This window comes from Nocardia sp. NPDC019323 (assembly GCF_044389845.1).
GTDB lineage: Bacteria > Actinomycetota > Actinomycetes > Mycobacteriales > Mycobacteriaceae > Nocardia > Nocardia implantans.
The window spans coordinates 111,473-138,359 of record NZ_JBIRYN010000013.1; the positions used below are offsets into that span (position 1 = coordinate 111,473).

The window sequence follows — 26,887 nt, forward strand, 5'->3', positions numbered from 1 at the left end:
CCCCAGTAGAATTCGGGTGGTGGTGATACCCAATCAGCCCATAGGTTCGCCGGTCGAGCATCCGAACGCGACGGCGGTGTTGTTTCTCGGCGCGGCGAGCGTCTTGTGCTGCGGGGTGCTGGGGCCGGTGGCATGGGCGCTGGGACGGCGCGCGCTCGACCAGATCGAGGAATCCGGCGGCGCGTACGGTGGCCGGGCCCAGGTTATGGTCGGGTACATACTCGGCGTCATCGGCACCGTCCTCATGATCATCTTCGCGGTGCTGTTCCTGCTCATCCTGCTCGGCGGGAACGCTTGAGCGTCCGCGTGCGGACGCCGGACTACATCGGGAACGATCAGTCCCCGCACTGAACCGCGACAGGCCACGCCTGAGTCCGTTCCGCCAACAAGGGGGGTGGGCGCGGTCGAACGTTCCCGTGCGCTGACACCGCCGGAGCCGGGCGGAGACCGCCTAGTCCAGACTGGGCCGTTCGCGCTCGGCGGTGTCCCAGGCGGGCCACTCCGTGCTGACGCTGCCCGACCAGCTGGGCTGCCTGCGATCGCGGAACGCGGCCATGGCCTCGCCACCGTCGATGCTCTTGGTCGCGTGCTGGTTGAGATCGGTTTCGAGCTTGCCGACCACGGCCGGGCTCATGCCGAGCCCTTCCCAGAGCAGCCGCTTGGACAGTGCCACGGGTAGCGGCGCCGAGCCGTTCGCGATGTCGTGCGCGACGGCCAGCGCGGTGGGTAGCACCTCGCCGGCGGGTAATGAGCTGTTGGCCACGCCCATCGCCTTCGCCTCGTCACCGTCGAAGGTGCGCCCGGTGAGCATGATGTCGGCGGCGTTGGCCATGCCGACCAGCCGGGGTAGCGTCCAGTGCGCGTAGCCGTCGGCCAGGACGCCGCGGCGCACCTGGTTCAGTCCGTACACCGCGTCGCGCGCCATGTACCGCAGGTCGCATTGCAAGGCCAGGGCCAGGCCGATGCCGACCGCGTGGCCGTTGACGGCCGCGATCACCGGCTTGCGCACGCGCCACGGCGGCGGATCGATGGTGGCGCTCACCTCACCCACCCGATTGGACAGGTCCGCGCCCGCGCAGAAGGCGGGCGGGGTGCCGGTGATGATCACGGCACGGATGGCGTCTTCCGAATCGCAGCGCTGCAACGCGGCGCCCAATTCTGCCGCCATCGTCGGGGTGAAGGCGTTCTGCTGGGCGGGCCGGTTGAGCGTGAGCACGGCGACGCCCCGGGAGACGTCGACGTGCAGTTCCGAACTCATGCCACAGGATGTTAGCCGACGCGCGCTGACCTGACCCGGGGCCGAAAGTCCTCCGCTATCCGCGCAGCACCTTGCGTCCGATGGCGTACTTGTGCACTTCGGTCGGCCCGTCGTAGAGACGGAAGGCGCGCATGTCGCGGAAGATCATCTCGACCACCGTCTCGTCGCTGATGCCGATGCCGCCGAGCACCTGCACGCACCGGTCGGCGACCTTGAACAGTTCCTCCGAGACGAACGATTTGGCGATCGAACTCTCGTGCCGCGCCTTCTCGCCGTTGTCCATCAGCCAGCACGCGTGCCAGATGGTCAGCCTGCACTGGTGCAGGGCGATCTCGTTGTCGGCCAGCATGAACGACACGCCTTCGTGCTCGCCGATCGGCTTGCCGAACGCGGTGCGGGTGCGCGCGTGCTCGACAGCGATGCTCTGGGCCCGCTCTGCCGCCCCGAGCCAGCGCATGCAGTGGGTGAGGCGGGCCGGAGCGAGCCGGAGCTGGGCGTAGCGCAACGCCTGGCCCGCCTCACCGAGCAGCGCCTCCCTGGGCAGGACCAGGTTGTCGAAGCGGACCACACCGTGTCCGGCGACGTAATTGCGGTCCATCGTGTTCATCGTGCGTTCGATGACGATGCCGGGCTGGTCGCCGTCGGCCAGGAACAGCGTGGGGCCTTCGGGCAGGTGCGGGTTGGCGGCAAGGCGCGCCATGATGATCCAGGTCTTCGCGCCGTTCGCCCCGGTGATCAGCCACTTGCGCCCGTTGATGGTGAAGTTCTCGCCGTCGAAGGTGGCGCCGGTGGACAGCTGGGCGGGGTCGGAGCCCGCGCCGTCGGGCTCGGTCATGGCGAAGACCGAGCGCTGATGGCCAGCGACCACGGGGGCCAGGTAACGCTGGACCTGGTCGGGATCGGCCACCTTGGACAGCAGGAACATGTTGCCCTCGTCGGGCGCCGCGCAGTTCATCGCGACCGGGCCGAGCGTGGACCAGCCCGCGGCCTCGTAGATCACCGCTTGCTCGATGTGGGTCAGCCCGCGTCCGCCGAGCGACTCGGGGGCCTGCACGGTGAGCAGCTTCTCGGCGCGTGCGAGTTCGACGAGTTCCTGCCGCAGCTCGTCGGTGGGGCCGTGCGCGGTCAGGCGCGGGTCGCGCTCGTAGGGGACGATCTTGTCGATGACGAAGCGGCGCACTCGGTCGCGTTCGGCGGCGAGGTCGGCGGGAATCGCGAAGTCGATCATCGTTGGTCACCATTCGTTCGGGGGCGCGATGGGTCGAGCATACGAAAGCATCCTGGTATGACTGAAGGCGGCTGCCATCACTGGCTCGGTGAAACCGGGGTGAGTCCTGAGCTGGGCCGACATCCGCTGGTCTCGGCGTCGCCGGAGAGGGTGTAAGGGCCGCCGCGAGAATTTCCCCTCACACTGAAGGATTCCCCCTGGGGCACTGTCCGCCGGATACCCAGGAGTGCGGGACGTGGCCAGCCCCCAGCCGAGGGGTGCGCGCCGACTCTCAGGACGACTCTCCATAGCGGGCGGCGATCGCGGCGGCGCGATCTCGGAGGGAGGTGCGCAACCACTGTGGGGCCAGGGCTTCCGCATCCGTGGCGAGCTCCCAGAGCGCCCATTCGGCATGTCGCGCATCCTGGAAGGTCACCTCCAGCCGCAGTCGGCCGTCGGCGTCGGATTCTTCGGCACGGACGGTGAGCGCGGTGCTCACCAGCGCATCGCGCCGAGCCGGGTCGACCCGTACCAGCACCGTGACTTGGTCGCCGCCCATCCGGAACCGCGTGCTGTGTTCCTGCCAGGCCCGGTCCAAGTCGACCCGGTCCGGTCGCTGCGCGGGTTCGGGGAGTTCCTCGGCGGCCAGCACCCGCGACAGCCGGTAGGTGCGGTCGGCGCCGGATCTCATGGCCAGCAAGTAGCCCTGGCCGCGCGCGGTGACCAGGCCGATCGGATCCACCGTGCGCCACATCGGGGTCTGGTCCACAGCCGCGTAGTGGATGCGCAGCTTGTGGCCGGCGAACACCGCGCGCCGGATCTCGGTCACGATGGCGTCGGGCACCTCCTCGGCAACCAGCCGGCGCGACAGGAGGTCGGTCTCGGGGTCGATGAGCAACCGCTGCGCCGCGTCGCTCGCGATGGCCCGATGGCTTTCGGGCAGTGCGTCGACCACCTTCAGCATGGCCGAGGCGAGCGCCGAGCCGAGGCCGAATGTCCGCGCGCCGCGCCGTGTTCCGGCGATCAGCAGGGCGAGGGCCTCGTCGTGGTTCAGGCCGGTGAGTTCGGTCTGGAACCCGGGCAACAACGCGAAGCCGCCGTGCCGCCCGCGTTCGGCGTAGACCGGGACGCCGGCAGCGGACAGGGCTTCGATGTCGCGCAGCACCGTGCGGGTGGATACCTCCAGCTCGTGGGCGAGCGCGTCCGCGGTCAACCGACCGCGTTGACGCAGCAGCAGCACCAGCGAGACCAAGCGGTCGGCGCGCATGCGAAAAACCTACCGGAATACCTGACCGAGGATGTCGTGATTTGTTGGGAGGCTCAGGGGCGTACGAATTCGCGATGGATCGATGGGAGCTGATGTGGCAGTGGAACGAACGGCGGTCAACCCGGTGACGTGGGCGGCGGAGATGGGTTTCCACCAGGGTGAGGTCGTCTCCGGGCACACCCGGACGCTGTACTGCTCCGGGCAGACCGCGATGAGCCGCGACGGCAAGCCCCAGCACGACGGTGACATGGCGGCGCAGTTGGCCCTGAGCCTCGACAACTTGGAGGCCGTGCTCGCCGAGGCGGGCATGTCGCTGGCGAATCTCGTTCGGCTCAACGTCTACACCACCGACGTCGATCTGCTGTTCCCGCACTACGGTGTGCTGGCGTCGCGGCTGGGCGCCGCCGGAGTGGCACCGCCCACCACGATGCTCGGGGTGACGCGGCTGGCGATCCCCGGCCAGATGGTCGAACTCGAGGGCACCGCCGTCGCGTGACGCGGCCTCGCCGCTCCTCGTGCCGAGCGGACCGGCACGAGGGGCGGGAAGGTGGATGTTGCCAGGTGACCTGGTGTCACGACCCGGACGATGGGTATGTGGCGCTCAGCGGACGCGGGCGAGTTCGCGATTGCGGGTGCCGAGCAGGCGGCAGGCGAGGTAGATCAGGAACGAGATCGTGGTGACGAACGTCGAGACGGGGACGCCCGGCGCGAGCGACAACAGGATGCCGCCCACGGCGGCGAGTTCGGCGAACACCACCGCGAGCACGGTCGCCCGGATCGGGTCCGCGGTGAGCTGTGCGGCCGCGGCGGCCGGGGTGATCAGCAGGGCGAGGACCAGCAGGGCGCCGACGATCTGCACGCCGAACGCCGCCGTGATGCCGAGCAGGACGGCGAACACGATGGACAGCGCCCGCACCGGAACACCGCGGGCCACGGCCACTTCCGGATCGGAACTGGCGAACAGCAGCGGCCGGTAGACGAAGGCGAGCACCGCGATCACCCCGGCGGTGCAGACGGCGAGCAGGCCGAGCCCGTTGTTGCCGACGCTGACCACCTGACCGGTCAGCAGCGAGAATTTCGATCCGGCGCGATCCGGGCCCAGCCACAGGAAAAGCACCGAGAGTCCCAAACCGAACGAGAGCACCACGGCGATCACGGAATCGCGTTCGCGCGCCCGGGCCCCGAGCAGGCCGAACAACACCGCCGCCACCACCGACCCCGCGATGGCGCCGAGGCCGACGCCGACACCGGCCAGCAGCGCGGCGGCGGCGCCGGTCAGCGAAAGCTCGCTGGTGCCGTGCACGGCGAACGACATCTGCCTGCTGATGATCAGTGGGCCGATCACACCGGACAGCAGCCCCAGCAGAGCCGCGGCGAGCAACGCCTGCTGGACGAAACCGTAGGACAGCAGGTTCGCCGTGGTGCCGAAGTCCAGCATCTTGCCGAGGACGCCGGTGAGCTTGTCGGTCACGAAGGCACTCCGCTCTGCTCGGGCTCCGTGGACGGCCGGTCGCCGTCGCCCTGCGCATGGTCCCCCGAAGCATGGGATGCCGAGGCCGTGCCCTTGCCGTGGATCGAGCGGTCGGACACCACATCGCCGGTGGCAGTGTCGCCGTTCGCCGAGATGGCCGATGTCTCCGCGGCGGCTGCCAGGCTGCTGGGTGTCGGCTCAGGCGAAGCAGCCTCATGCGTCGCCGGTTCGAGCAGCGGCGAGTCGTGGCCGGTCACATTGGCGTGAGAGGAGCGGCGCATGGCGGTCGTCGAGGCCGTCGGGGTCGGTTCGGCTGGCGCGTCGTCGTTGCCTATCGGGGGGCGGCGCGTGCTGGCTTCCGACTTGCCGTTCGCCGGGATGGCCGGTGGCGGCTCGGGCGAGGGCGCTTCATGCGTCGTCGGTTCGAGGGGCGAGTCGTGGCTCGGCACGTCGGGGTCGGAGGACTGGCCGGTCGCGGTTGGCGACGCTGCCGGTGTCGGTTCGGCCGGTGCGTCGCCGTTGCGTGCCGGGTGAGCTGTCGACCGGTCGCTCTGAGTGCTGGTTCCCGAGGCGGAGGAGGTCGCGGGGGGAGTGGTGAGGTCGGTATGCGCCGAGGTCGGTGCGGCGGGGAGCGGCTCCGCCGCGGATGTGGCGGACGAGGTGGCTGCGTCGTCCACCGTTGCCGGGTCGCCGTGGGGGAACTCGTCGCCGGCCGGGCCGTGGCAGTGGCCGCCCGCTGTGCCCAGCGCGTCCATGGTGTCGCCGGTGCCGACGACCACCAGGCGCCCGCGGACCCGCAGCACATCCACCTGGGTGCGGTACAGCTCCGACAGCACCGCCGAGGTCATCACCTCTTCCGGTGTCCCGATCCGGAACCGGCCGTCGACCAGGTACAGCACGCGGTCCACCAAGGGCAGGATCGGGTTGATCTCGTGCGTCACGAAGAGCACCGCGGTGTCGTGGGTGCGCCTGCGGCGATCGATGAGCTCGGCGACCAGCCGTTGATTCGCCAGGTCCAGGCTCAGCAACGGTTCGTCGCACAGCAAGACCTTCGGATCACCGACCAGCGCCTGCGCCACCCGCAGGCGCTGCTGCTCGCCGCCGGACATGGACTCCAGCGGCGCGTGGGCGAAACGCTCCGCGCCCACGTCGGCGATGGCGGCGGCCACCTTGCGCTTGCGTTCGGCGCGGGAGCGCAGCCCGAGCCCCCAGCGATGCCCGTCGACGCCGAGCCCGACCAGGTCGACGCCGCGCAACTGCACCCCGGCGTCGATCGTCTTCTGCTGCGGTATGTAGCCGATGTCGTGATTGCCCGCGCGGGCGGGAGAGCCCGCGATCCGCGCCGTGCCCGCCGTCAGGCCGACCTGGCCCAGCAGCACCTTCAGCAGCGAGGTCTTGCCCGATCCGTTCGGCCCGAGGACCGCGACGAATTCACCGGGCGCGACGGTGAGATCCAGTCCCTCCCAGAGCGTTCGGTCGCCGAACGACAAGCGGGCGTCCGCCAGGCGCACCGCGGCCGCGTCGTCGCCGATGGTCGATCGCCGTTCCACCCCGTCGGCGTGCTCGGTCAGCGCGGCTCCCTTGTTCATCTGCTCAGCCCAGCGCGGCGGCCAGCGCCTGCGCGTTCTTCGTCTGCCACTGAATGTAATCCACGCCGTCGGGCAGGGTCTCGGTCACCTCGACGACGGCGACGCCCGCGTGCTGCGCGGTGCCGCGCAGGTCCTTGGTGATCTTGTCCTCGGTCTGCACGTTGTAGATCAGGGCGCGGACCCGCTTGCCGGTGAGCAGGTCCTGAGTCGCCGCGACGGCCGCGGGGGCCGGGTCGGTTTCCTGCTCGATGGCTTCCTGGAACTCGTGCGGCGTCAGGTCGTCGGCTCCGGCGGCGGCCACGAGGTAGTGCGCCAGGGGTTCGGTCTGCAGCACCGGCGTTCTCGGGTGCTCGGCGGCGAGCTTGCCGGTGATGGCGGTGACCGCGGCGAGCCGGTTCTTGAACGTCGTCGCGCGTTCGGCGTAGGCCGCGGCCTTGTCCGGGTCCAGTTCGCCGAGCTGGGCGGCGATCCGGTCGGCGACCACGTCGACGGTGCGCACGTCGTACCAGACGTGTTCGTTGTCGTCGCCTTGGTCCGCTCGCAGGGCGAACGCGTCCACGGTGCGCTTGCCGGTGCCCGCCACCGCCTTCTCGGCGAACTCGTCGTAACCGCCGCCGTTGTAGACCACTAGGTCGGCATCGCTGAGCGCGGCCGATTCGACGGCGGAGGTCTCGTGCGAGTGCGGGTCGGCGGAGGGGTCGGTGATCAGCGCGCGAACGGCGGCGTCGGGTCCCGCGACGGCGGCGGCGATATCGCCCCAGACGTCGGTGGACGCGACGACCGAAGGCCGCCCGTCGTCGTTCGAGCCGGAGCAGGCGCTCAGCGTCAGGGCGGAGACGACCCCCACGGCGATGCCTGCGCAACTGATGGCGAATCGGGTTCTCACGTGGGGGTACTCCTGGCCGTGCTCTAGATCATAATGGAAATCGTTCCCGTTTAACTCTAGCAGGGCCCGTCAAACGACCGGATGCGACGCTCGCGCGGGAGCCGAACGCGAAGGGCCCGTGAACGATTCCTCGTTCGCGGGCCCTCGCCTTGCGTGCGGTCAGACCAGCGCGGCTTCCACCGGCTGTCCGAGCAGCTGCGCGCAGCGCAACAGACCGAGATGGCTGTAGGCCTGCGGGTGGTTGCCCAGCGACCGTTCGGCCACCGGGTCGTACTCCTCGCTGAGCAGCCCGGTGGGGCCGGCCACGTCGACCAGCTGGGCGAACAGCGCCTCGGCGTCGGAGCGCTTCCCGATCAGCAGGTACGCCTCCACCAGCCAGGCCGCGCAGAGGTGGAACCCGCCTTCGCCGCCGGGCAGGCCGTCGTCGTGGTGGTAGCGGTACACCGTCGAGCCGCTGCGCAGCTCGGCCTCGGTCGCCACGACCGTCGCCGCGAAGCGCGGGTCGGACGGGTCGATCAGCCCGCTCAGCCCGATGTGCAGCGTCGCCGCGTCCAGGTCGGTGCCGTCGTAGGCCGCGGTGTAGGACTGCACCTCGTCGTTCCAGCCCTTGGCCTTCACCTCGTCGGCGATGGTGTCGCGCAGCAGCGGCCAGGACGGGTCGGCCTCGCGATCGAACTTCTGCGCCAGGGTGAGCGCCCGGTCGACGGTCAGCCAGCCCATCACCTTGGAGTACACGTGGTGGCGCGGGTTGCCGCGGATCTCCCAGATGCCGTGGTCGGGCTCCTGCCAGCGCCGCTGCACCGCCGAGACCATGGCGCACACCAGCTCCCAGTCGGCGTCGGGCAGCACGTCGGCCGGATCGGTGACGCCGCGCAGTTCCCTCGCGTGCGCCAGGGTGGCGATGAGGTCGACGATCGGACCGAAGACGTCCAGTTGGACCTGCATGTTGGCCGCGTTGCCGACGCGCACCGGGCGGGAGCCCGCGTAGCCGGGTAGCTGGTCGATCGAGGCCTCCGGCGGCAGCGTCTCGCCGTACAGCGTGTACAGCGGGTGCAGCCGCTCGGGGCCGGGCAACGTCTCCAGCACCCGGTGCACCCAGCCGAGGTAGTTCTCGGCCTCGTCGAGCGAGCCCAGCGAGACCAGCGACTGCGCGGTCAGCGCCGCGTCGCGCAGCCAGCAGTAGCGGTAGTCCCAGTTGCGCACGCCGCCGATGTCCTCGGGCAGCGAGGTGGTGGCGGCCGCGAGGATCGAGCCGGACGGCGCGTGCACCAGTCCGCGCAGGGTCAGCGCGGAGCGCTTCATCAGGTCGGGCTTGAGCGGCGGCAGCGTGAGCGTGCTCGCCCAGTCCGACCAGTACCGCTCCGCCTCCCGGCGCCGGTCCGCCTCACTGGTCGGGGAGGGGTCGAGATCAGCGGTGCCGCAGCGCAACTCGAGCACGACCGGACCCTTGGACGGATCGACGACGGCCCGTGCCGACTCGTGGGTGCCATCCGAGACGATCTCCCACCGCACGCCGGGGGAGCGCAGCACGATCGGGTCGTTGGTGCCGTACACCCGCAGCCCGCCCTCTTGGGCTTCGAGGTTCACCGGCACTTGGCCGAACTCGGGACGGGGGGCGAAGGTGACCACGGCCTTCGCGTCGCCGGTGATCACCCGGGTGAGGTCGGTGCGGGTGGGGGCCACGTCGTGCGGCAGGTAGTCGGTGACTTGCAGCTTCGCCCAACGGGTTTCGACGGTCATCGTGCCGTCGACGTAGCGCTGCGACAGCGGCAGGCCCGGTCGCTCCGGCTCGATGGTGAAGTGCCCGCCCTGCGGACCGCCGAGCAGGTGCGCGAACACCGCGGCCGAATCGGGCTCGGGGTGGCAGAACCAGGTCACCGTGGCGTCCGGGGTGAGTAGCGCGACCGAGCGCGGGCTGGCCAGCATGGTCAGCCGCTCGATGCGCGGCGCGCTCGCGCCGGCCAGCCAGGTGCGGCGCTCCTCCAGCAGGTAGGCCAGCGCGCAGGCGACGGCCTCGGTGCTGTCCACCCGGAACTTGGCCAGGCTCTCGCCGTCGCCGACCTTGATGCCGACGTCAGGGCCCGACAGCACGCGGAACGCCTTCTCGTCGGTGACGTCGTCACCGAAGAACACCGCCGCCGAGGCCCCCGCCTGATGCCGGACGGTGTCGAGCGCGGTGCCCTTGTCGGTCTGCACCACGGCCAGTTCGATGACGGCCTTGCCCTCGGTGACCTGCACGCCGAACCAGCACGCCGGACCGAGCCGGACCTGCGACAGCGCGCGATGACCGATCTCGGGGCTGGCGTTGCGCACGTGCAACGCGACGCTGGCCGGTTTGATCTCGACGGTGACGCCGGGGTTGTCCGCGGCGATCTGATTCAGCGACGTCTGCACCTCTTGGAGCAGATGCTTGGCGTCGTTGTCGATCGCGTGCACGAAGCCCACGTCGAATTCCGAGCCGTGGCTGCCGATCAGTTGCACCTCGACGGGCAGACGGGACAGCGCCGCGAGATCTCGCAGCGCGCGGCCGGAGATCACGGCGGCAGTGGTCCCGGTCAGGCCGGCGAGGGCTCGTAACGCGCTCACCGATTCCCGATGGGGGAAGGCTTTGGTCGGGTCGGACACGATGGGCGCGAGTGTCCCGTCGTAGTCCGATGCGACCAGCAGCCGTGGCACGCGCGCGACCGTCGACAGTGCACGGCGAAGTTCCAGTGGCAGATCCTGTGCGCTCACGCATCCAACCTAGTGATCGGAGGAGTTTTTTCAGGGGGCGGGCAAAACAATACTGTGTTGAATTTGCCGCACAGAAGCGCGCCGGTTCGCGTGCGAACGATAACGCACGACCTGAACCGGTGTCCGGTAGATCTGCCCAGCTAACGGCAACGGTATCCGAGCGGGTGAGCTTCGTCGCAGCCCAGCGGGCCTTTCGCGCCCGGTTGGTGGCCGGGCGCGCAAGAGTCTACTGGTTGCGTTCGCCCAGCAGGAGGTCGACGGTCAGTTCCAGGCGTTCGGTGACGTCGGTGGCCGACGCGCGCCGGGTCAGCCAGGCGACCAGGTTCGACAGCCAGACGTCGCTGATCACCCGGGCGATGGCCAGCTGGCGTTCGGTGGGCTCGCCGTCGTTCATGGCGCGGGCGAAGACCCGGTCCATCACCTTGCCGACGCGGTCGACCTCGGCGGCGGCCGAGGCGTCGGCGAACATGAACGCCCTGGTCATGGCCTCGGTGAGCAGCGGGTCGCGCTGCATCATCCGGGTGATCTGGGTGAGCAGCAGGTGCATGCGCTCCTGCGGGGACTGCCCGGCAAGCGGCTTGCGTTTGCCCTCGATCTGCTCGAACTCGCGCGAGAGCGCGGAGACCAGGAGGTGGACCTTCGACGGGAAGTAGCGGTACAGCGTGCCGACCGCGACGTCGGCGCGTTCGGCCACCGCCCGCATCTGCACCGCGTCGTAACCGCCTTTGGACGCGAGCGCCAAGGTGGCGTCCAAGATCCGCTTACGCCGTTCGCGCTGCGCCGCCGAACTCAGCTCGTCCTCGCTGAGCGTGGTGACCGGCCTGGCCGCGCTCGGGTCGGCTGGCTGCGATCGGGACGGACTGGCCATTGATGAAAGTCCTTTCCGGAAACGTCGTTTGGTCGGCTACGTGCGCGGTGCGGCCGCGGCGGCGATGGTGTCTTGACTTCCGCCCGGCTAGGATATTAGAACATGTTCTAGGTGTGGGAGTCACGCCGGAAAGGCGGTATGGAGTGTGACCATCGCCACCACTGACGAGCATAAAGCCGTTCAGGAGTCGATGCGCGGGTGGGCCGCCTCGGTCCGTCCGATTGCAACAATGCGGGCCGGCGCGGCCGACTTCTGGCGCGCCTACTGGCCCGCGCTCGCCGAGATCGGGATCTTCCGGGTAGCGGTGGACGAGGACGCGGGCGGCGCGGGCGGGTCGGTCTCCGATCTGGCCGTGCTGGTGGAGCAGGCGGCGCACGATCTGGTCGGCGGCCCTGTGCTCGCGACGGCTCTGGCCAATCTGATCACCGCGGGACAGCTCGACGAGGACCTGCCGTGCGGTGTCGCGCTCGACTTCGTCGTCGGTTCGACGGTGAGCGTACCCGCCGCAAGCGACGGCGTGTTGCTCACGGGTACCTGGGATTCCGTCCTCGGCGCAGCCCCCGGCACCGCCGTGCTGCTGCCGATCGACCAACCGCAGGGGCAGCGGTGGTGCCTGGTCCCGCCCGACGCCGATGGCCTGCGAGTGGAAGCGCTCGCGCCGCTCGACCCGAGCACGCCGCTGGCGCGGGTGCACTGCGCCGACCTGCGCGTGCCCGCAGAACGCGTCTTCGTCGCGCCGCATGCGGCGGCGGACCTGCTCGTCGCGCTGGTCACCGCCGAACTGTCCGGCCTCGCGGGCTGGTGCCTGGAGACCGCCGTCGAGTACGCAAAGGTGCGCGAGCAGTTCGGCCGCAAAATCGGTTCGTTCCAGGCGGTCAAGCACATCTGCGCGTGGATGCTGTGCCGCACCGAACTCATCCGCGCGGTGGCGGCCGACACCGCCGCTGCCGTGGACGACGGCGGCGCCGAACTGCCGATCGCCGCCGCCATCGCGGCCGCCATCGCCCTGGACGCGGCGGTGGAGACCGCCAAGGACTGCATCCAGGTGCTCGGCGGCATCGGCTTCACCTGGGAGCACGACGCGCACCTGTATCTGCGCCGCGCCACGGCCTTGCGCCAACTGCTCGGCGGTTCGGCGCGCTGGCGGGCCAGGGTCACCGAGCTGACCCGCAGGGGCCTGCGGCGGACCACCGGCGCCGACCGGGTCTTCGCCGAGGAGGGCGTGGCCGCCGTGGACGGCGACAGCGCGCACGAACTGGCCGCCGAGGTCGCGCGGATCGCGGCGCTGCCCGCCGATCGCCAGCGCGCCGCGCTGGTCGACGCGGGCCTGGTCATGCCGCATTGGCCCCGGCCGTACGGACGCGCCGCCGACCCGATGACCGGCCTGATGATCTCCGAGGAGTTGCGCCGCGCCGGGCTCACCGCGCCGGACCTGGCCATCGGCGGCTGGGCGATCCCCACGCTGTTGCAGCACGGGACGCGGGAGCAGATCGAGCGCTTCGCCTGGCCGACCTTGCGCGGCGAGGTGGTCTGGTGCCAGCTGTTCAGCGAACCGGAGGCGGGCTCCGACCTGGCTGCGCTGCGCACCACCGCGAAAAGAGCCGACGGCGGCTGGGTGCTGCGCGGGCAGAAGGTGTGGACTTCCCTTGGCGACAAGGCGAACTGGGCGATCTGCCTGGCGCGCACCGATCCGGACGCGCCCAAACATCGCGGCATCACGTACTTCTTGGTCGACATGCGCAGCGCCGGGCTCGAGGTGCGCCCGCTGGTGCAGATCACCGGTGAGGCGCGGTTCAGCGAGGTCTTCCTCGACGATGTGTTCGTGCCGGACGACTGCGTGGTCGGCGCGCTGAACAACGGATGGAAGATCGCCCGCTCCACCTTGTCGACGGAGCGGGTCGCCATGGGCGGCAACGGCATCGGTCCCGTGCTCGAAGAGCTGATCGCGAAATCGCCCGCCACCGGCCCCGGCACGGAGCTGGTGAACGACCGGCTCGGTGGCTTCGTGGCCGAGGCGATCGCGGGCCTGCTGCTCGAGCAGCGCGCCGCGGTGAAGATGCTCGCGGGCGGGGATCCCGGCGCGCAGAGCAGCGTGCGCAAGCTGGTCGGCGTGCGCCACCGACAGGCGGTCGCGGAATTCGCCGCGGAGGCGGCGGGCCCGCTCGGCGCGCAGGACTGCGAGGTGACCACGGAGTTCCTGCTCACCCGCTGCCTGTCGATCGCGGGCGGAACCGAGCAGATCCTGCTCACCGTGGCCGCTGAGCGCATTCTGGGGCTGCCGCGTGACGCGAACAGCTAGCCCTACAGTCGATCGGGAGACGAGCGTGGACTTCACCAGGGACGAGGGCCAGGACGCGGTGGCCGAGGTCGTCGTGAGCTTGCTGGAGCGCGAACCGGCGCGCGACATGGGATTGTGGCCGAAGCTGGCCGACTCCGGCCTGCTCGTGGTCGCGTTGCCGGAACAGTTCGGCGGCGACGGCATGGGGCTGCTCGAGGTGTCGGCGCTGCTCACCGAGCTGGCCACCGACGCGGTCGCGGTGCCCGCGCTGCCGACGCTCGGTTTCGGTGTGCTGCCGCTGGTGGCCTGCGCGCCGGAGCACGTGCAGTCGCTCGTGCTGCCGGGCGTCGCCGAGGGTGCGGTGCTCACCGCGGCGCTGAGCGAACCGGCGGCGCCGTTCACGCCCGAGCCGAAGACCACCGCCGTGCTCAGCGGCGACACGGTGCGCCTCACCGGGCACAAGGTGGCGGTGCCGTACGCGGAGCAGGCGAGCTGGCTGCTCGTGCCGACCGACGCCGGTATCGCCGTCGTCGACGCGCACGCCGCGGGCCTGACCCGCACGCCGACGCCCGTTTCCGGCGGCATCCCGGAGTACACGGTCCGGCTGGACCAGGTGGAGATCCCGGCCGATCAGCTGTGGCCGGTCGGTCTTCCGGATCTGCACCGGCTGGCGCTCGCTTCGATCGGATCGGTGGCCGACGGACTGCTGAAGGGGGCGATCACGCTCACCGCCGAGCATCTGCGCACCCGGCATCAGTTCGGCAGGCCGCTGGCGGAGTTCCAGGCGGTGGCCCAGCAGATCGCGGACCTGTACGTCGTCTCGCGGACCCTGCACGTGGCCGCGGTGTCGGCGAACTGGGCGCTGGCGCAGGACGACCCGAGCCGGGAGCACCGCGAGCGCACCGACGACGACCTGGAGATCCTCGCCTACACCGTCACCGCGGAACTGCCGGCGGCCATGCAGAAGTGCCACCACCTGCACGGCGGCCTCGGCGTCGACGTGACCCACCCGATGCATCGCTACTACTCACAAGCCAAGGACATCGCTCGCTGGCTCGGCGGCGCGTCGTTCCGGCTCGACCGATTGGGGGCCAGATGTTCATCGACCTGACCACCGAGCAGCGCAGGCTGCGCGACGAATTGCGCGCCTACTTCGCCGACCTCGTGACTCCCGAGGAGGAGGCCGAGATGGCGGTGAACCGGCACGGCGACGCCTACCGCGCCGTGGTGCGCCGGATGGGTCGTGACGGCTGGCTCGGCGTCGGCTGGCCCAAGGAGTACGGCGGCCAGGGTTTCGGGCCGGTCGAGCAGCAGATCTTCTTCAACGAGGCGGTGCGGGCCGACGTCCCGCTCCCGCTGGTGACGCTGCTGACCGTCGGACCCACCTTGCAGCAGTTCGGCACCGACGAGCAGAAGCAGCGGTTCCTGCCCGGAATCCTCTCCGGCGACATTCATTTCGCGATCGGCTACTCCGAGCCGGAGGCGGGCACCGATCTGGCCGCGCTGCGCACATCGGCGGTGCGCGACGAGTCCGGGGACTGGATCGTCAACGGGCAGAAGATCTTCACCACGGGCGCGCACGAGGCCGACTTCGTCTGGCTGGCCTGCCGCACCGGCTCCACCGAGTCGCGCCACCGCGGCATCACGATCCTGATCGTGGACACGACCGACCCGGGCTACTCGTGGACGCCGATCATCACCTGCGACGGCGCCCACCACACCAACGCGACCTATTTCGACAACGTGCGCGTCCCGGCGAACATGCTGGTCGGCGAGGAGAACCGGGGCTGGAAGCTGATCACCACGCAGCTCAACCACGAGCGGGTGAGCCTGGGCCCCTCCGGCAAGATCGAGCAGCTCTACGACCGGGTGCGCGACTGGGCGCAGCCGCGCGGCGTGCTCGCCGAACCGGACGTGCGCCGCGCGCTCGGCCGCATCCGCGCCATGGTGCGACTGAACGAACTGCTGAACTGGCAGGTCGCCGCCGCGTCTGATGGGCGGCGGTCGCAGGGCCCTGCGTGGTCACGCTCCGCTACCGCCTCCGGGCCCGGCGCTCCCGCCGCCGGTGTGGACGGCGATCAGGCCCAGGTGATCGCCGACGCGTCCGCGACGAAGGTCTACTCCACCGAATCGCTCCAGGAGGCGGGCAGGCTCGCCGAGGAGATCGTCGGCCGCTACGGCGACCCGGCCGACCCGGCCACCGGCGAGCTGCTGACCTGGCTGGACCGCAGGACCAAGCAGAACCTCGTGGTCACCTTCGGCGGTGGCGTCAACGAGGTGATGCGCGAGCTGGTCGCCTCCTCCGGTCTGCGGTTGCCGCGAGTACCCCGATAACGAGTGAAGGAGCCGCGCGTGCCGGAAACCACTACTCCGGAAGCGATCGTCGCCGCAGCAGAAGCCATCAAGGCGGCGGGTGCGAGCGCCCCCCGTTTCGGGCGTGATCCGGTGAACCAGCCGATGATCAACAACTGGGTCGAGGCGCTCGGCGATGCCAACCCGATCTATGTCGACGAGGAGGCGGCGCGCGCCGCGGGACATCCCGGCATCGTCGCGCCGCCCGCCATGGCCCAGGTGTGGACCATGTTCGGGCTCAACGGGTCCCGTCCCGCCGACGATCCGATGGGCGCGGCCACGGAGCTGCTCGACGCCGCCGGATACACCTCCGTGGTCGCGACGGATTGCCGGCAGACCTACCACCGTTACCTCCGGGTCGGTGAGCAGGTATCGGTCACCAGCACACTGGCGGACATCCGCGGCCCGAAGCGCACAGCCCTGGGCGAGGGGTGGTTCGTCACCTTCCAGACCACCTGGCGTGTGGGTGACGAGGTGGTCGCCGAAATGCTGTTCCGGCTGTTGAAATTCGCTCCGGGCACCGCCGCGCCGAAAGCCGCCGAAGGTGCGCGGGTCAAGCCGCTGGTCTCCTGGGATACCGAATTCTTCTGGGAGGGAACGAAAGCGGGCGAACTGCGCATCCAGCGGCTGCCGGACGGCTCGCTGCGGCACCCGCCCATTCCGGCCATCTGGCAGGACAAATCGAAACCGACCGACTACGTCGTCGCCTCCGGGCGCGGCACCGTGTTCAGTTACGTCGTGCACCACGCGCCGAAGGTGCCGGGGCGGCGGCTGCCGTTCGTGGTGGCGCTGGTCGAATTGGAGGAAGGCGTGCGCATGCTCGGTGAACTGCGCGGCATCGACCCCGCCGAAGTGCGGATCGGCCTGCCGGTCGAAGTGGGCTTCGAGAAGCTCGACGACGAGGCCACGCTGCCGGTGTGGCAGGTGGTCTCGTGAGCGCCACCGTGGAACCGGATGCCGTTCGCGTCGGCACGGTGCTGCCCGAGCTGGCGATCCACGCCGATCCCACGTTCGTGATCAGCACCGCCCTGGCCACCAGGGATTTCCAGGACGTGCACCACGACAGGGACAAGGCCGTGGCCCGCGGCTCGAAGGACATCTTCGTCAACATCCTCACCGACACGGGCCTGGTACAGCGTTTCGTCACCGACTGGGCGGGCCCGCGCGCCGTCGTCAAGTCGATCGCGCTGCGCCTGGGCGTGCCGCTGTACGCGGGGGACACGCTGACGCTGACCGGCACGGTGACCGCGCTGGACGGCGAGGACATCCACATCGACGTCGTCGGCAAGGACAGCCTCGGCGACCACATCACGGCCACGGCCGTCATCGCGTTGCGGAGGGCCGATGTCTGAGCACCCGATTTCCGGTCGCGCGGCCATCGTCGGCATCGGCGCCACCGATTTCTCCAAGGACTCCGGGCGCAGCGAACTGCGCCTGGCCGCCGAGGCGGTCACCGCGGCACTGGCCGACGCGGGCCTGACGCCCGCCGACGTGGACGGCCTGACCACGTTCACCATGGACACCAACACCCAGGCCGCCGTGGCCAGGGCGGTCGGCATTCCGCAGCTGACGTTCTTCAGCCACATCGGCTACGGCGGCGGTGCGGCGTGCGCAACGATCCAGCAGGCCGCCATGGCGGTGGCGACCGGGGTCGCGGACGTGGTGGTGGCCTATCGCGCGTTCAACGAGCGGTCGGTGTCGCGGTTCGGGCAGTTCTCCACGGCACTGGCCACCGCGCCCACCTCATCGGGCATCGATGCGGGTTGGTCCTATCCGCAAGGGCTTGGCACACCGGCCGCGCAGGTCGCCATGGTCGCCCGGCGTTACATGCACGTCTACGGGGCCACCAGCGAGGATTTCGGCCGCGTGGCCGTCGCCGACCGCAAGCATGCCGCGGTGAACCCGGCCGCGTTCTTCTACGGCAAGCCGATCACGCTGGAGGACCATCAGAACTCCCGGTGGATCGCCGAGCCGCTGCATCTGCTGGATTGCTGCCAGGAGTCCGACGGCGGCGTCGCGATCGTGGTGACCAGCGTCGAGCGGGCTCGCGACCTGCCGCAGCGGCCCGCCGTGATCGCCGCGGCCGCGCAGGGTTCCGGCGCCGACCAGTACGTGATGACCAGCTACTACCGCGACGCCATGACCGGTCTGCCGGAGATGGGCCTGGTCGGCGAGCAACTGTGGGCGCAGAGCGGGTTGCGTCCGCAGGACATGCAGGCCGCGATCCTGTACGATCACTTCACTCCGTTCGTCCTCATGCAGCTGGAGGAACTCGGGTTCTGCGGTCGGGGTGAGGCGAAGGACTTCATCGCCGACGGCGCCATCGAGGTCGGCGGGCGCCTGCCGCTCAACACGCACGGCGGCCAGCTGGGCGAGGCGTACATCCACGGGATGAACGGCATCGCCGAAGCCGTGCGCCAGATCCGCGGCGCCTCGGTCAACCCGGTCTCCGGCCTGACCAACATCCTGGTCACCGCGGGCACCGGCGTGCCGACCTCGGGGCTCGTCCTCACCGCCTGAGGCCGGTCATGCACCCTCGCGTCCGCCCTTCGCGCCCGTCACGGCGAGTGCGAAGGGCGGACGGGTGTGCTTCCGGTGTGCGAGGTGGCGCGTAGCTTGGGGCAGGTGGTGGCCCGACATGTGGTGGATGTGCACGTGTTGCTGCTGCGCGGCGCGGATCTGTTGCTGAGCAGGCGGCGCAGCGCGGACGAGTTCGACGGGTTGTGGCATCTGCCCGCCGGGAAGCTGGAGGCGGGCGAGTCGGTGCTCGCCGCGGTGGTCCGCGAAGCGCGCGAGGAGGTCGGCGTGGTGATCGATCCGGCGGATCTGCGGCACGTCCATTCCGCGCATGTCGTCGAGCCCGGGCGAGAGGCAAGGGTCGGGTTGTTCTTCCGGACGCGCCGCTGGTCGGGCGAGCCGGTCAACCGCGAGCCCGACAAGTCCTACGAGCTGCGGTGGTTCCCGCTCGGGAACCTCCCCGAAACGCTCATCCCGTATCCGGCGGCGGGCATCGACGGCTATCTCACCGGCGTGACCTACAGCCAGCGGGGCTGGCCGAGCTGATCACACCCGCAACTGCGTCGCGAGGACGCGGGCGAGTTGCCGGACGCTCTCGGGTGTGCCCGGCCGCAAGCGGGAGCGGTTGCCCGCGAAGCGGTCGAAGACGGCTCCCTCGATGACGGCGACGAAATCCTCGGCCCTGGTGTCCGGATCGGGCGCGCCCATGGCGTGGAACAGCTCGCGGGCGCGGGCGATGGAGAACAAGCTGTGCACCAGCCGCGGATGCAGGTCGGGATCGTCGAGCAGATCGATCAGCAGAGCATGTCGAGCGATCAGGTGAGCGCGCCGTTGCGCCAGTAGCCGGTCCAGCCAGGCGGCGATCGCGTCCGCGGCCGGTTGCGCCGCGGCGGTCGGGGTCAGTGCGGCGGCGGCGAAATCGTCGCGGGAGCGGGTGGTGATCCGGTCCACGACGGCCTCGATCAGCGCGCGTTTGGTGCGGAAGTAGTAGGACGCCGACCCGGCGGGCAGGCCCAGTTCCGTGTCCAGCGCGCGGTGGGTCAGCGCGCGCAGGCCACGGGTCGCGATCAGTTCGATGGCCGTGTCGGCGAGGAGCGCGCGCCGGTCGTCTGTGGACATGATCACCCTTCCTGGCTGTCGGCCTACTGATCCTCTACAAATGTAGAGGATCAGGAGGTGCCATGGAAATCCGGTGGGATGCCGACCAAGCACGGGCGGCGGCGCGGCTGCGCGAATTGGTCGATCGGCGCGGCAGGCCGGTCCGGCGTCACCGGGGCGTCTATCTCCACGGCAGACCCGGGCGCGGCAAGACCATGCTCATGAACCGGTTCTTCGCCGAGGTGGCATCGCGACGCAAGCGCCGCTATCACTTTCACCAGTTCTTCGCGAGCCTGCACGCCGCGGCGCACGCGTCCGGCTCGATCGATGCCGCGGTGGACGCGCTGCTCGGTGACGCGGTACTGGTCTGCTTCGACGAGTTCCACGTGCACGACATCGGCGACGCGATGCTGATCGCCCGGTTGCTCGACGCGCTGTTCGCCCGCCGCGTCACGCTGGTGGTGACATCGAACTACCCGCCCGCCGAGTTGTTGCCGAACCCGTTGTTCCACGACAGGTTCGTGCCGGCCATCGAGCGAATCCTCGCTGACTTGGACGTCGTGGCCGTGGACGGCGCGACCGACTATCGCGCCATCAATAACCATAGAGCTGCAACTGGATTCGCCTCAGGGCGGTACGTCGTGGCGCCCCCGTGTCACACGGCAGCCAGCGTTCCATGGGCTTCCGCAGCCCAGAATAAAGCTGCGACACAACGGGAAACCGAGCCGATTGTCGAGATATCAGAGGGTGCTCGAAGTTTGCGCGCCATTGCGGCCGATGGTGGAACGCTCGTCATCGACTTCGCCGTATTGTGCGGGACTCCAACTTCCGCCGCGGATTATGTTGCCCTGGCCCAACGATTTCCGTGCTGGGAAATCCGAGATGTGCCGCCGCTGCGTTCAGTTCCCCCCGACTGGGTGATGCGTTTCGTCAACGCCGTCGACGTGCTCTCCGACGCTGATCGGGCACTCACCGTCATCGCGTCTTCGACGCTCGGCGAGCTGGTGCGGGACGTACGGGAAGTGCCGGATATGTCACGTTTGACGAGCCGGCTTTGTGCTTTGTCCCAATCCCCGCCCGATATCGCCCGGTAGTCACCGTGGCGTCGGCCGGCCCGTCGCCTCCCCATCCAGTTGCGGTTCAAGAGGAAGGACTGCGAAGTATTCCATTCCATCCCGAGCGGACCGCCCGGCATGTAACTATGTGGCTGTTTTGTGGAGTACTCAGATTTGGTGGTAACGCAGTGGTCCGGGCGCGAGCGCCGATATCGCGCGTGATCGTGCTGATCACGCTGCTGGCTTTTGCCGCAATCGCCCTGCACGGATACATCCCAGGAATCAGCGAGACCGAGTCCCGCAGGCAGGTTCCGTCGGCTTTGTCGGTCGCGCTCATGCCGGTGTTGCTGACCGTGTCGATCGTGATCCTGCTGGCGGGCGTCATCGCGAGCCAGCACCGGTTGCCGCTGGCCATGCCGGAGCCCGAACGCGCGGACGAGCGCAGGCAGTGGCGGCTGGGGCGCACGGGTTTGGCGCTGCTTGGCGCGCTCGCGCTGCTCGGCGTTCTGGTCGCGGCGGCGTCGGCCATCTACTTCATCGGCGCGGGCACGCCGAGCGAGCCGGCGCGCCCGGCCGCGCCCGCCACCACCACGGGCGCCGCCCCGGTGCAGGGGACCCCGCCGCCCCCCGAAACCGAGCCGAGGTCGGCGGAGTTGACCGGCACGGCGCTGGTGCTGGCCGGAATCGCGGCCGCGGGCCTGGTGACGGTGGCGATGACCGGTCTGGTCGTGGTCGCGGTGTCGTCCCGGCGCAGGCCCGCCCCGGCGCCGGCGCAGGCCGCCGCGCCGACCCCCACCGTGGCGGACTCGCTGGCCCGCGCGGCGGAGATGGGCTTGGCCGCGATGAACGCACCCGGCCAGGACCCACGCACCGCGATCATCGCCTGCTACGTCGCCATGGAACGCGGCCTCGCCTCCGACCGCGCCGCCGCCCCGCTCGCCTCGGACACCCCGATGGAAGTGCTGGCCCGCGCGTTCGAACGCGGCGCGCTGCACGACGCGTCCGCCCGTGAGCTGGTCGCCCTGTTCGAGGAGGCCAGGTTCAGCCCGCACGCCATGCTCGAATGGCAGCGCATGCGCGCCGAGCAACTGCTGCGCATCGTGCTCGCCGATCTGCAAGGGGAGGTGCCCGCGTGACCGGCCGGGTGAGAAAGGACGTCGCGTGAATCGGATGGGGGTGGTGATCACCTGCGTGATCGTCATCGCGGTGATCGAGCTGGTCGCTGTCGAGCGCGCCCGCGGGCTGCTGCTGATCGTCGCCGGTATCCCGGTCGCGGTGGCGCTGGGCTGGCTGATCTGGTCGTTGCTCGAGCGCGCCGAGGCCGGGGAGGCCGACGCGATCGACGACATGGACAACGGCCCGGCGGAGATGTTGCGGCGCTGGCACGCCAGGGCGCAGATGCTCGCCGACCGCGCGGACGGCAGCCGTGCCGATTGGGACCGGCACCTGCGCCCGCTGCTGGCCAAGGAGTTCGAGCTGTCCAGCGGCCAGCGGGTGGCGAAGAACCGCAGAGCGGTCGAGGCGGCGGGCATCCACCAGTTCGGGCCTGAGCTGTGGCGCTGGGTGGACCCGGCCAATTCGGCCCTTCGTGATCAAGCCGGCAGGGCACCGGGACGTGCGGCGCTGGACGAGATCCTGAGCCGCCTGCAGAGAATGTGAAATGGGTTGAGGCAAGTGCGGGTACACACATGACCATGCCGATGGACGTGACCATCCAGCGCAGCGAGGCCGTGCTCCGGGAATTGTCCCGGGTCGTGGTCGGCAAGCAGGACGAGTTGCAGTTGATCATGATCGCGGTGCTGTCCGGTGGGCATGTGCTGATCGAGGACTTACCCGGCCTCGGCAAGACGCTCATCGCGAGATCGTTCGCCTCCGCGCTCGGGTTGCAGTTCACCCGGGTGCAGTTCACCCCGGACCTGCTGCCGGCGGATCTGCTCGGTTCCACGATCTACGACATGTCCTCGGGCCGGTTCACCTTCCGTCGAGGGCCGGTGTTCACCAACGTGCTGCTGGCCGACGAGGTCAACCGCACCCCGCCGAAGACGCAGGCCGCGCTGCTGGAGGCGATGGCGGAAGGACAGGTCAGCATAGACGGCGAGACGTTCGTGCTGCCGCAACCGTTCATCGTGCTGGCCACCGACAACCCGATCGAGTACGAGGGCACCTATCCGCTACCGGAAGCCCAGCTCGACCGCTTCGCCATCCAGCTGCGGCTGGGCTACCTTTCCGAGCACGACGAGACGCAGATGATCCGCCGCAGGCTCGAGCGCGGGGCGCAGCAGCCGCAGGTCAACCAGGTCGTCGATGCCAACGGCCTGCTGGAGATGCGGCAATCCGTCGAATACGTGACCGTGCACCCGGACGTGGTGAGCTACGTCGTCGCGCTGGCGTCGGCGACCAGAGGGCACCCCCAGGTCGAGGTCGGCGCGAGCCCCCGCGCGGAACTGGATCTGGTGCAGATGTCGCGGGCACGGGCGCTGCTGCTCGGCCGCGACTACGTGATCCCCGAAGACGTCAAGGCGCTCGCGGTGCCGGCCATGGCGCACCGGATCACGCTGCGGCCGGAGATGTGGGTGCGCCGCATCCGCGGCGAGGACGTCATCACCGAACTGCTGCGCCGTCTGCCGGTCCCGCGCGCCACCGTGACATGAGGCACCGCGACGCCAGCTCCGCCGTCGACGCCGAATTGCGGTGGCGACCCGCGCCGCTGGTCTTCATGCTCGCCGGATGCGCCGCGGCGGCGTTGGTGCTCGCGGTGGTGCTCGGCCGGTGGCAACTGCTCGTGTTCGCCGCGCCGCTGCTCGGCGTGCTCGCCACCGCGCCGTGGCAGCAGTCCTCGACCAGGATCCAGGTCGACGGCGGCGGCACGCTGCGCTGTTTCGAGACCGAGGAGGTGACGCTCACCGTCGCCGCCTTCGTGGAGAAGGGGCACGCGCTGCTGCGCCTGAAACCGGAGCACTCGAGCGGGCTGGAAATGCAGGTCGAGGAGGCCAGCGATTCCGGCATCGCGCCGGCCGGGTTGCGGCTCGCGCTCTCGGCGGGCAGGTGGGGGCGCTATCCGATCTCGGTTCGGGTATCGGCGCTCAGCCCCGCCGGGCTGGCCGTCGCCACCGCGGTGCTGCCCGCGGGGCAGCTGTTCGTGTATCCGATCACCGATCCGCAGCGGATGCGCCTGCCCCGGACCGAGCTGCCCGAGCGGCTCGGCACCCACCTGACCCGCAGGCACGGTCCCGGCGTCGAGTACGCCGACATCCGCGCCTACGCCCCCGGCGACCAGTTGCGCATCGTCAACTGGCCGGTGAGCGCGCGGCGCGGGCGGCTGTATGTCACCGAACGGCTGACCAACCGATCCGCCGACGTCGTGGTGCTGGTGGACACCTCGCAGCAGGCGCCGGGACCGGCGACCGATTCGCTGGAGCTGTCGGTGCGCGGCGCGGCGCAGGTGGTGCAGTCGACGTTGCAGGCGGGCGACCGGACCGCGGTGGTGTGCCTGGGCCAGGCGCCGCGCTGGCTGCGGCCGGACATCGGCCGCCGCCAGTTCTACCGCATCGTGGACACCGTGCTCGACGTCGGCGACGAGCACATCCCGACCACCGGCACCCTCGCGCCGCACGCGGCCGTGCCGCTCGGGGCGATCGTCGTGGCCTTCTCCACGCTGCTGGACACCCAGTTCGCCCTCGCGCTGATCGATCTGCGCAAGCGCGGGCACGTGGTGGTCGTGGTGGACGTGCTGCGCGGCACGCCGTTCCGGGAGGATCTCGATCCGATCCTGGCCAAGATGTGGCAGCTCGAGCGCGCGGCGATGTACCGGGACATGGGCACCGTCGGCGTCGACATCGTGGCGTGGCCGGAAGACACGCGCCTGGACCAGATCATGCGGGTGCTGCCCGAGCACCGCAGGACCGTACGGGTGCGCCGATGACCAGATTCCTCGCCGTTCTCTCCGGCGTGCTGCTGGTGGCGTCGGTGGCGCTGCTGGAGCCGTGGATCGCCATCCCCGCCATGGTCTTCGTGGCGCTCGGCTGGTGGCTGCGGCCGCTGGCGGTCTGCGCGGTGCTGCTCGCGCTGGCCGTGCTCGCGATCGCCGACGCCGGTGTGCTCGCCTCCGCCGCAACGGGTTTGGTGGCCACCACCTACTTGCTCAACGCCGCGACGGTGACCGCGCCGCACGGCGTGGTGCCGACCACGATCCCGTCGGTGACCGGCGCGGTCGGCTTCACGGCGGTCGCCGTCGTCGCCGCTCTCGTCCCACTGCGCCTGGCCTGGGCTCCGCTGGCCGCACCGGTGCTCGTGCTGCTGCTGTACGCCCTGGTGATTCAGGGCGCGGCCGCCCGGCGCGGGCGCGGCGACCGCGAACTTCCGGCGTCGGGCGAAGTCTGACGCCGAGGCGACAGCCCTCGGAGACGAGACCATGGCCGAAACCGTGCCGGTATGAACCGCGAAGGCCGCACGGACGTGCGCGTACCGTTCGGTAGTGCGAGGGCGGCCCCGACGGCCGAGGTCGCCCCCCGCTGAGGCTCCGCAGGCGTGATCGAGGAGATGGACAACCGCGGGAGGTCTTATGACGTTCGCCGAGTTCGATCGAACGACCACCACGTCAACGACCTTCCGCGGGTCGCGTCGGTCGCCTGATGGCGCAGCGCCGCGGGCTTGGCGCGGGAGCGGCTCGTGGTGACATTGGACCGGCTGGCGAATGTGCTGAGTGGCTACGGAATCCGCTTGAGGTTGGGTTCGGTGCCCCGGTCCACCCGACTGCGCAGCGTGGTGATCCACGGGGCCGATGAGGACCCCATGGAAGCGGGCGACGTACTGCTGGGAATCGGGGCGCGCTCGGTGCCGGAGGTGCTGGAATGGGCGGTGTCGGCGGGTGCTGTCGTCGCGCTCTTTCGTGGGGGTGCGGAGACCGAGCACGAGCCGGATATCGATGGCGTGGCGGTGCTCGTGGTCGATCCCGCGGTGGCATGGAGCGAGCTGGCCGCGGTGGTCTACGGGTTGGTGCTGGAAGGACGCGAGACCGAGGCCGGTCGCGGCCCGACCGATTTGTTCGCCTTGGCCGACAGCGTGGCCGACGCTGTCGGGGGTGCGGTGACGATCGAGGACCGGCGGTCTCGGGTGCTGGCGTATTCGAAGCCGAAGCAGCACCTCGATCCCGCCCGCGTCGAGACGATCCTCGGTAGGGAGATGCCGCCGTGGTTGCGGGCACTGTTCGACGCGCGCGGCGTCTTCGCGCATTTGGCCGCCTCGGACGAGCCGTTGTTCGTCGCCCCGGACGTCGAACGCGGTGTGACGGGGCGGATGGTGGTGGCCGTGCGCGTGGGCAGGCAACTGCTGGGGTCGGTATGGGTGTCGTGCCCGGCGCCGTTGCGCGGGGCCCGGCGCGCGGCCTTGGCCGACGGTGCGCGCACGGTGGCCTTGCACCTGTTGCGGTCGCGGGCCAGCGCGGACCTCGAGCGTCAGGTGGAAGCCGATCTGGTCATCCGTCTACTGGAGGGCGCGGCGGACGCGGCGACGGTGGCCAGCAGACTCGGGCTGGCGCCGGAGAACCTGCGGGTGATCGCGCTGCGGGATCGAAGCGCGGACGAGCGGCACGCCGCGCTGCTGTTGATCTTCGAGCGAGCGACGACCGGATTCGGCTGGTCCCGTTCGACCCGCAGCGCCTTGGTCGGCGACACCGTCTACACCGTGCTCCCCGCTGATTCCGCTGCGGCGGCACGCCGCTGGGTCGGTGAGTTACAGGACGCGCTGCCCGTGGGGATGACATTGGCGGCCGGCGTCAGCGGTCTCGCGCGGGCCACGGAATTGGCGTCGGCGCGCCGAGAAGCCGACGAGTGCATGGCGCTGCACGAGGCCCGGCCCGCGGCGGCCGCGCCTCCCGCCTACGACGAGTCGTGGGATGAAATCCTGCTACAGCGATTGCGCACCGCGGGACTTTCCGGACGCACCCCGGCGCGGGGGCCGGTGTCGGAATTACGGCGCCACGATCGCGTGCACTCCACCCAGTACGTGGCTACGCTGCGCGCCTGGTTGCAGGCGCAGGGCGACTCCGCCCAGGCGAGCGCGCAGCTCGGCGTGCACGAGAACACCGTCCGCAACCGGTTGCGGAAGATGGCGGAGGTGACCGACCTCGGCTTGGACGATCCCCGCAAACGTCTCGCCATGATGATCGAACTCGCCGTCGCCGACACCGACTGACCCGGCCCGCTGTGCCTGCGCCACAAATCTCCGCCCTCCGATTGTCCGATCAGCGCAACCGATCGCCTCGCCGCCACGCCACCATGGGGTTGAGCCAGGAAGGAGGTATCGGAGTG

Annotated in this window: 24 protein-coding genes and 1 pseudogene; 16 read left to right on the forward strand and 9 right to left on the reverse strand. The window is 70.2% G+C overall.

Going from position 1 to position 26,887, the window contains the following annotated elements; genetic code table 11:
* The first annotated feature begins 19 nt into the window (after positions 1–19).
* Positions 20–298: a DUF4190 domain-containing protein gene (locus ACH49X_RS31535; RefSeq protein WP_195078039.1), complete on the forward strand. Its 279-nt coding sequence runs from the start codon at positions 20–22 to the stop codon at positions 296–298.
* 153 nt (positions 299–451) lie between these two features.
* Here ACH49X_RS31535 and ACH49X_RS31540 read toward each other — a convergent pair whose 3' ends face one another.
* From ACH49X_RS31540 to ACH49X_RS31550, 3 genes are all read right to left on the reverse strand, one after another.
* A complete protein-coding gene (locus ACH49X_RS31540) occupies positions 452–1,258 on the reverse strand; it encodes an enoyl-CoA hydratase/isomerase family protein (RefSeq protein ID WP_195078040.1) in 807 nt (268 codons plus the stop codon).
* 55 nt (positions 1,259–1,313) lie between these two features.
* Positions 1,314–2,486 carry an acyl-CoA dehydrogenase family protein gene (locus tag ACH49X_RS31545; protein WP_195078041.1) on the reverse strand — a complete coding sequence of 391 codons (1,173 nt, stop codon included), beginning with the start codon at positions 2,484–2,486 and terminating at the stop codon, positions 1,314–1,316.
* 271 nt (positions 2,487–2,757) lie between these two features.
* The gene (locus ACH49X_RS31550) at positions 2,758–3,732 is read right to left on the reverse strand and encodes a WYL domain-containing protein (protein ID WP_357209275.1); all 975 of its coding nucleotides are present in this window, start codon (positions 3,730–3,732) and stop codon (positions 2,758–2,760) included.
* Positions 3,733–3,832: 100 nt separating this feature from the next.
* Here ACH49X_RS31550 and ACH49X_RS31555 point away from each other — a divergent pair, with 100 nt between their 5' ends.
* Positions 3,833–4,228, forward strand: coding sequence for a RidA family protein (locus ACH49X_RS31555; protein WP_195078403.1), 396 nt, complete (start codon positions 3,833–3,835; stop codon positions 4,226–4,228).
* Positions 4,229–4,333: 105 nt separating this feature from the next.
* On the opposite strand, the gene ACH49X_RS31560 is transcribed toward ACH49X_RS31555, so the two are convergent.
* From ACH49X_RS31560 to kstR, 5 genes and pseudogenes are all read right to left on the reverse strand, one after another.
* Positions 4,334–5,170: a metal ABC transporter permease gene (locus ACH49X_RS31560; RefSeq protein ID WP_397071654.1), complete on the reverse strand. Its 837-nt coding sequence runs from the start codon at positions 5,168–5,170 to the stop codon at positions 4,334–4,336.
* A gap of 761 nt (positions 5,171–5,931) precedes the next feature.
* A pseudogene (locus ACH49X_RS31565) lies at positions 5,932–6,792 on the reverse strand (metal ABC transporter ATP-binding protein); the annotation flags it as partial.
* 4 nt (positions 6,793–6,796) lie between these two features.
* Positions 6,797–7,678 (reverse strand): metal ABC transporter solute-binding protein, Zn/Mn family, encoded by an 882-nt coding sequence (locus ACH49X_RS31570; protein WP_195078044.1) that lies wholly within the window; start codon positions 7,676–7,678, stop codon positions 6,797–6,799.
* A gap of 159 nt (positions 7,679–7,837) precedes the next feature.
* Complete coding sequence (gene otsB, locus ACH49X_RS31575) at positions 7,838–10,411, reverse strand: trehalose-phosphatase (protein WP_195078045.1); 2,574 nt, start codon at positions 10,409–10,411, stop codon at positions 7,838–7,840.
* A 226-nt stretch (positions 10,412–10,637) separates the two neighbouring features.
* Positions 10,638–11,279 (reverse strand): cholesterol catabolism transcriptional regulator KstR, encoded by a 642-nt coding sequence (gene kstR / locus ACH49X_RS31580; RefSeq protein WP_195078046.1) that lies wholly within the window; start codon positions 11,277–11,279, stop codon positions 10,638–10,640.
* Positions 11,280–11,424: 145 nt separating this feature from the next.
* Between kstR and ACH49X_RS31585 the strand changes: the two genes are divergently transcribed.
* The 7 genes from ACH49X_RS31585 (at position 11,425) to ACH49X_RS31615 (ending at position 18,972) form a co-directional block, all read left to right on the forward strand.
* The gene (locus ACH49X_RS31585; RefSeq protein WP_357209276.1) at positions 11,425–13,578 is read left to right on the forward strand and encodes an acyl-CoA dehydrogenase; all 2,154 of its coding nucleotides are present in this window, start codon (positions 11,425–11,427) and stop codon (positions 13,576–13,578) included.
* Positions 13,579–13,603: 25 nt separating this feature from the next.
* Positions 13,604–14,668, forward strand: coding sequence for an acyl-CoA dehydrogenase family protein (locus ACH49X_RS31590; RefSeq protein WP_357111138.1), 1,065 nt, complete (start codon positions 13,604–13,606; stop codon positions 14,666–14,668).
* Entirely contained in the window at positions 14,653–15,891 is a 1,239-nt protein-coding gene (locus tag ACH49X_RS31595) for an acyl-CoA dehydrogenase family protein (protein ID WP_195078049.1), read from the forward strand. Before ACH49X_RS31590 ends, ACH49X_RS31595 begins: the two co-directional genes overlap by 16 nt.
* Positions 15,892–15,909: 18 nt before the next feature.
* The gene (locus tag ACH49X_RS31600; protein ID WP_195078050.1) at positions 15,910–16,845 is read left to right on the forward strand and encodes a bifunctional MaoC family dehydratase N-terminal/OB-fold nucleic acid binding domain-containing protein; all 936 of its coding nucleotides are present in this window, start codon (positions 15,910–15,912) and stop codon (positions 16,843–16,845) included.
* The gene (locus ACH49X_RS31605; protein WP_195078051.1) at positions 16,842–17,261 is read left to right on the forward strand and encodes a MaoC family dehydratase; all 420 of its coding nucleotides are present in this window, start codon (positions 16,842–16,844) and stop codon (positions 17,259–17,261) included. The genes ACH49X_RS31600 and ACH49X_RS31605 overlap by 4 nt, the downstream gene beginning before the upstream one ends.
* Entirely contained in the window at positions 17,254–18,429 is a 1,176-nt protein-coding gene (locus tag ACH49X_RS31610) for a lipid-transfer protein (protein WP_195078052.1), read from the forward strand. The genes ACH49X_RS31605 and ACH49X_RS31610 overlap by 8 nt, the downstream gene beginning before the upstream one ends.
* A 105-nt stretch (positions 18,430–18,534) precedes the next feature.
* On the forward strand, positions 18,535–18,972 hold the full coding sequence (locus ACH49X_RS31615) for an NUDIX domain-containing protein (protein ID WP_195078404.1): 438 nt from the start codon (positions 18,535–18,537) through the stop codon (positions 18,970–18,972).
* Here ACH49X_RS31615 and ACH49X_RS31620 read toward each other — a convergent pair whose 3' ends face one another.
* Positions 18,973–19,545, reverse strand: coding sequence for a TetR family transcriptional regulator (locus ACH49X_RS31620; protein WP_357111143.1), 573 nt, complete (start codon positions 19,543–19,545; stop codon positions 18,973–18,975). It abuts the gene before it with no gap.
* Positions 19,546–19,607: 62 nt separating this feature from the next.
* On the opposite strand from ACH49X_RS31620, the gene zapE reads away from it, so the two are divergent.
* From zapE to ACH49X_RS31655, 7 genes are all read left to right on the forward strand, one after another.
* Positions 19,608–20,618 carry a cell division protein ZapE gene (zapE, locus tag ACH49X_RS31625; RefSeq protein WP_357111146.1) on the forward strand — a complete coding sequence of 337 codons (1,011 nt, stop codon included), beginning with the start codon at positions 19,608–19,610 and terminating at the stop codon, positions 20,616–20,618.
* Between the two features lie 179 nt (positions 20,619–20,797).
* Positions 20,798–21,715, forward strand: a complete 918-nt coding sequence (locus ACH49X_RS31630; protein WP_323124582.1) for a DUF4129 domain-containing protein — start codon at positions 20,798–20,800, stop codon at positions 21,713–21,715.
* A 34-nt stretch (positions 21,716–21,749) separates the two neighbouring features.
* Positions 21,750–22,238 (forward strand): hypothetical protein, encoded by a 489-nt coding sequence (locus ACH49X_RS31635; RefSeq protein WP_357111225.1) that lies wholly within the window; start codon positions 21,750–21,752, stop codon positions 22,236–22,238.
* A 29-nt stretch (positions 22,239–22,267) separates the two neighbouring features.
* Positions 22,268–23,230, forward strand: coding sequence for a MoxR family ATPase (locus ACH49X_RS31640; protein WP_195078056.1), 963 nt, complete (start codon positions 22,268–22,270; stop codon positions 23,228–23,230).
* Entirely contained in the window at positions 23,227–24,501 is a 1,275-nt protein-coding gene (locus ACH49X_RS31645; protein ID WP_195078057.1) for a DUF58 domain-containing protein, read from the forward strand. The genes ACH49X_RS31640 and ACH49X_RS31645 overlap by 4 nt, the downstream gene beginning before the upstream one ends.
* Positions 24,498–24,959, forward strand: a complete 462-nt coding sequence (locus ACH49X_RS31650; RefSeq protein WP_195078058.1) for a hypothetical protein — start codon at positions 24,498–24,500, stop codon at positions 24,957–24,959. Before ACH49X_RS31645 ends, ACH49X_RS31650 begins: the two co-directional genes overlap by 4 nt.
* Before the next feature lie 288 nt (positions 24,960–25,247).
* Positions 25,248–26,771 carry a CdaR family transcriptional regulator gene (locus tag ACH49X_RS31655; protein ID WP_195078059.1) on the forward strand — a complete coding sequence of 508 codons (1,524 nt, stop codon included), beginning with the start codon at positions 25,248–25,250 and terminating at the stop codon, positions 26,769–26,771.
* Positions 26,772–26,887: the final 116 nt, after the last annotated feature.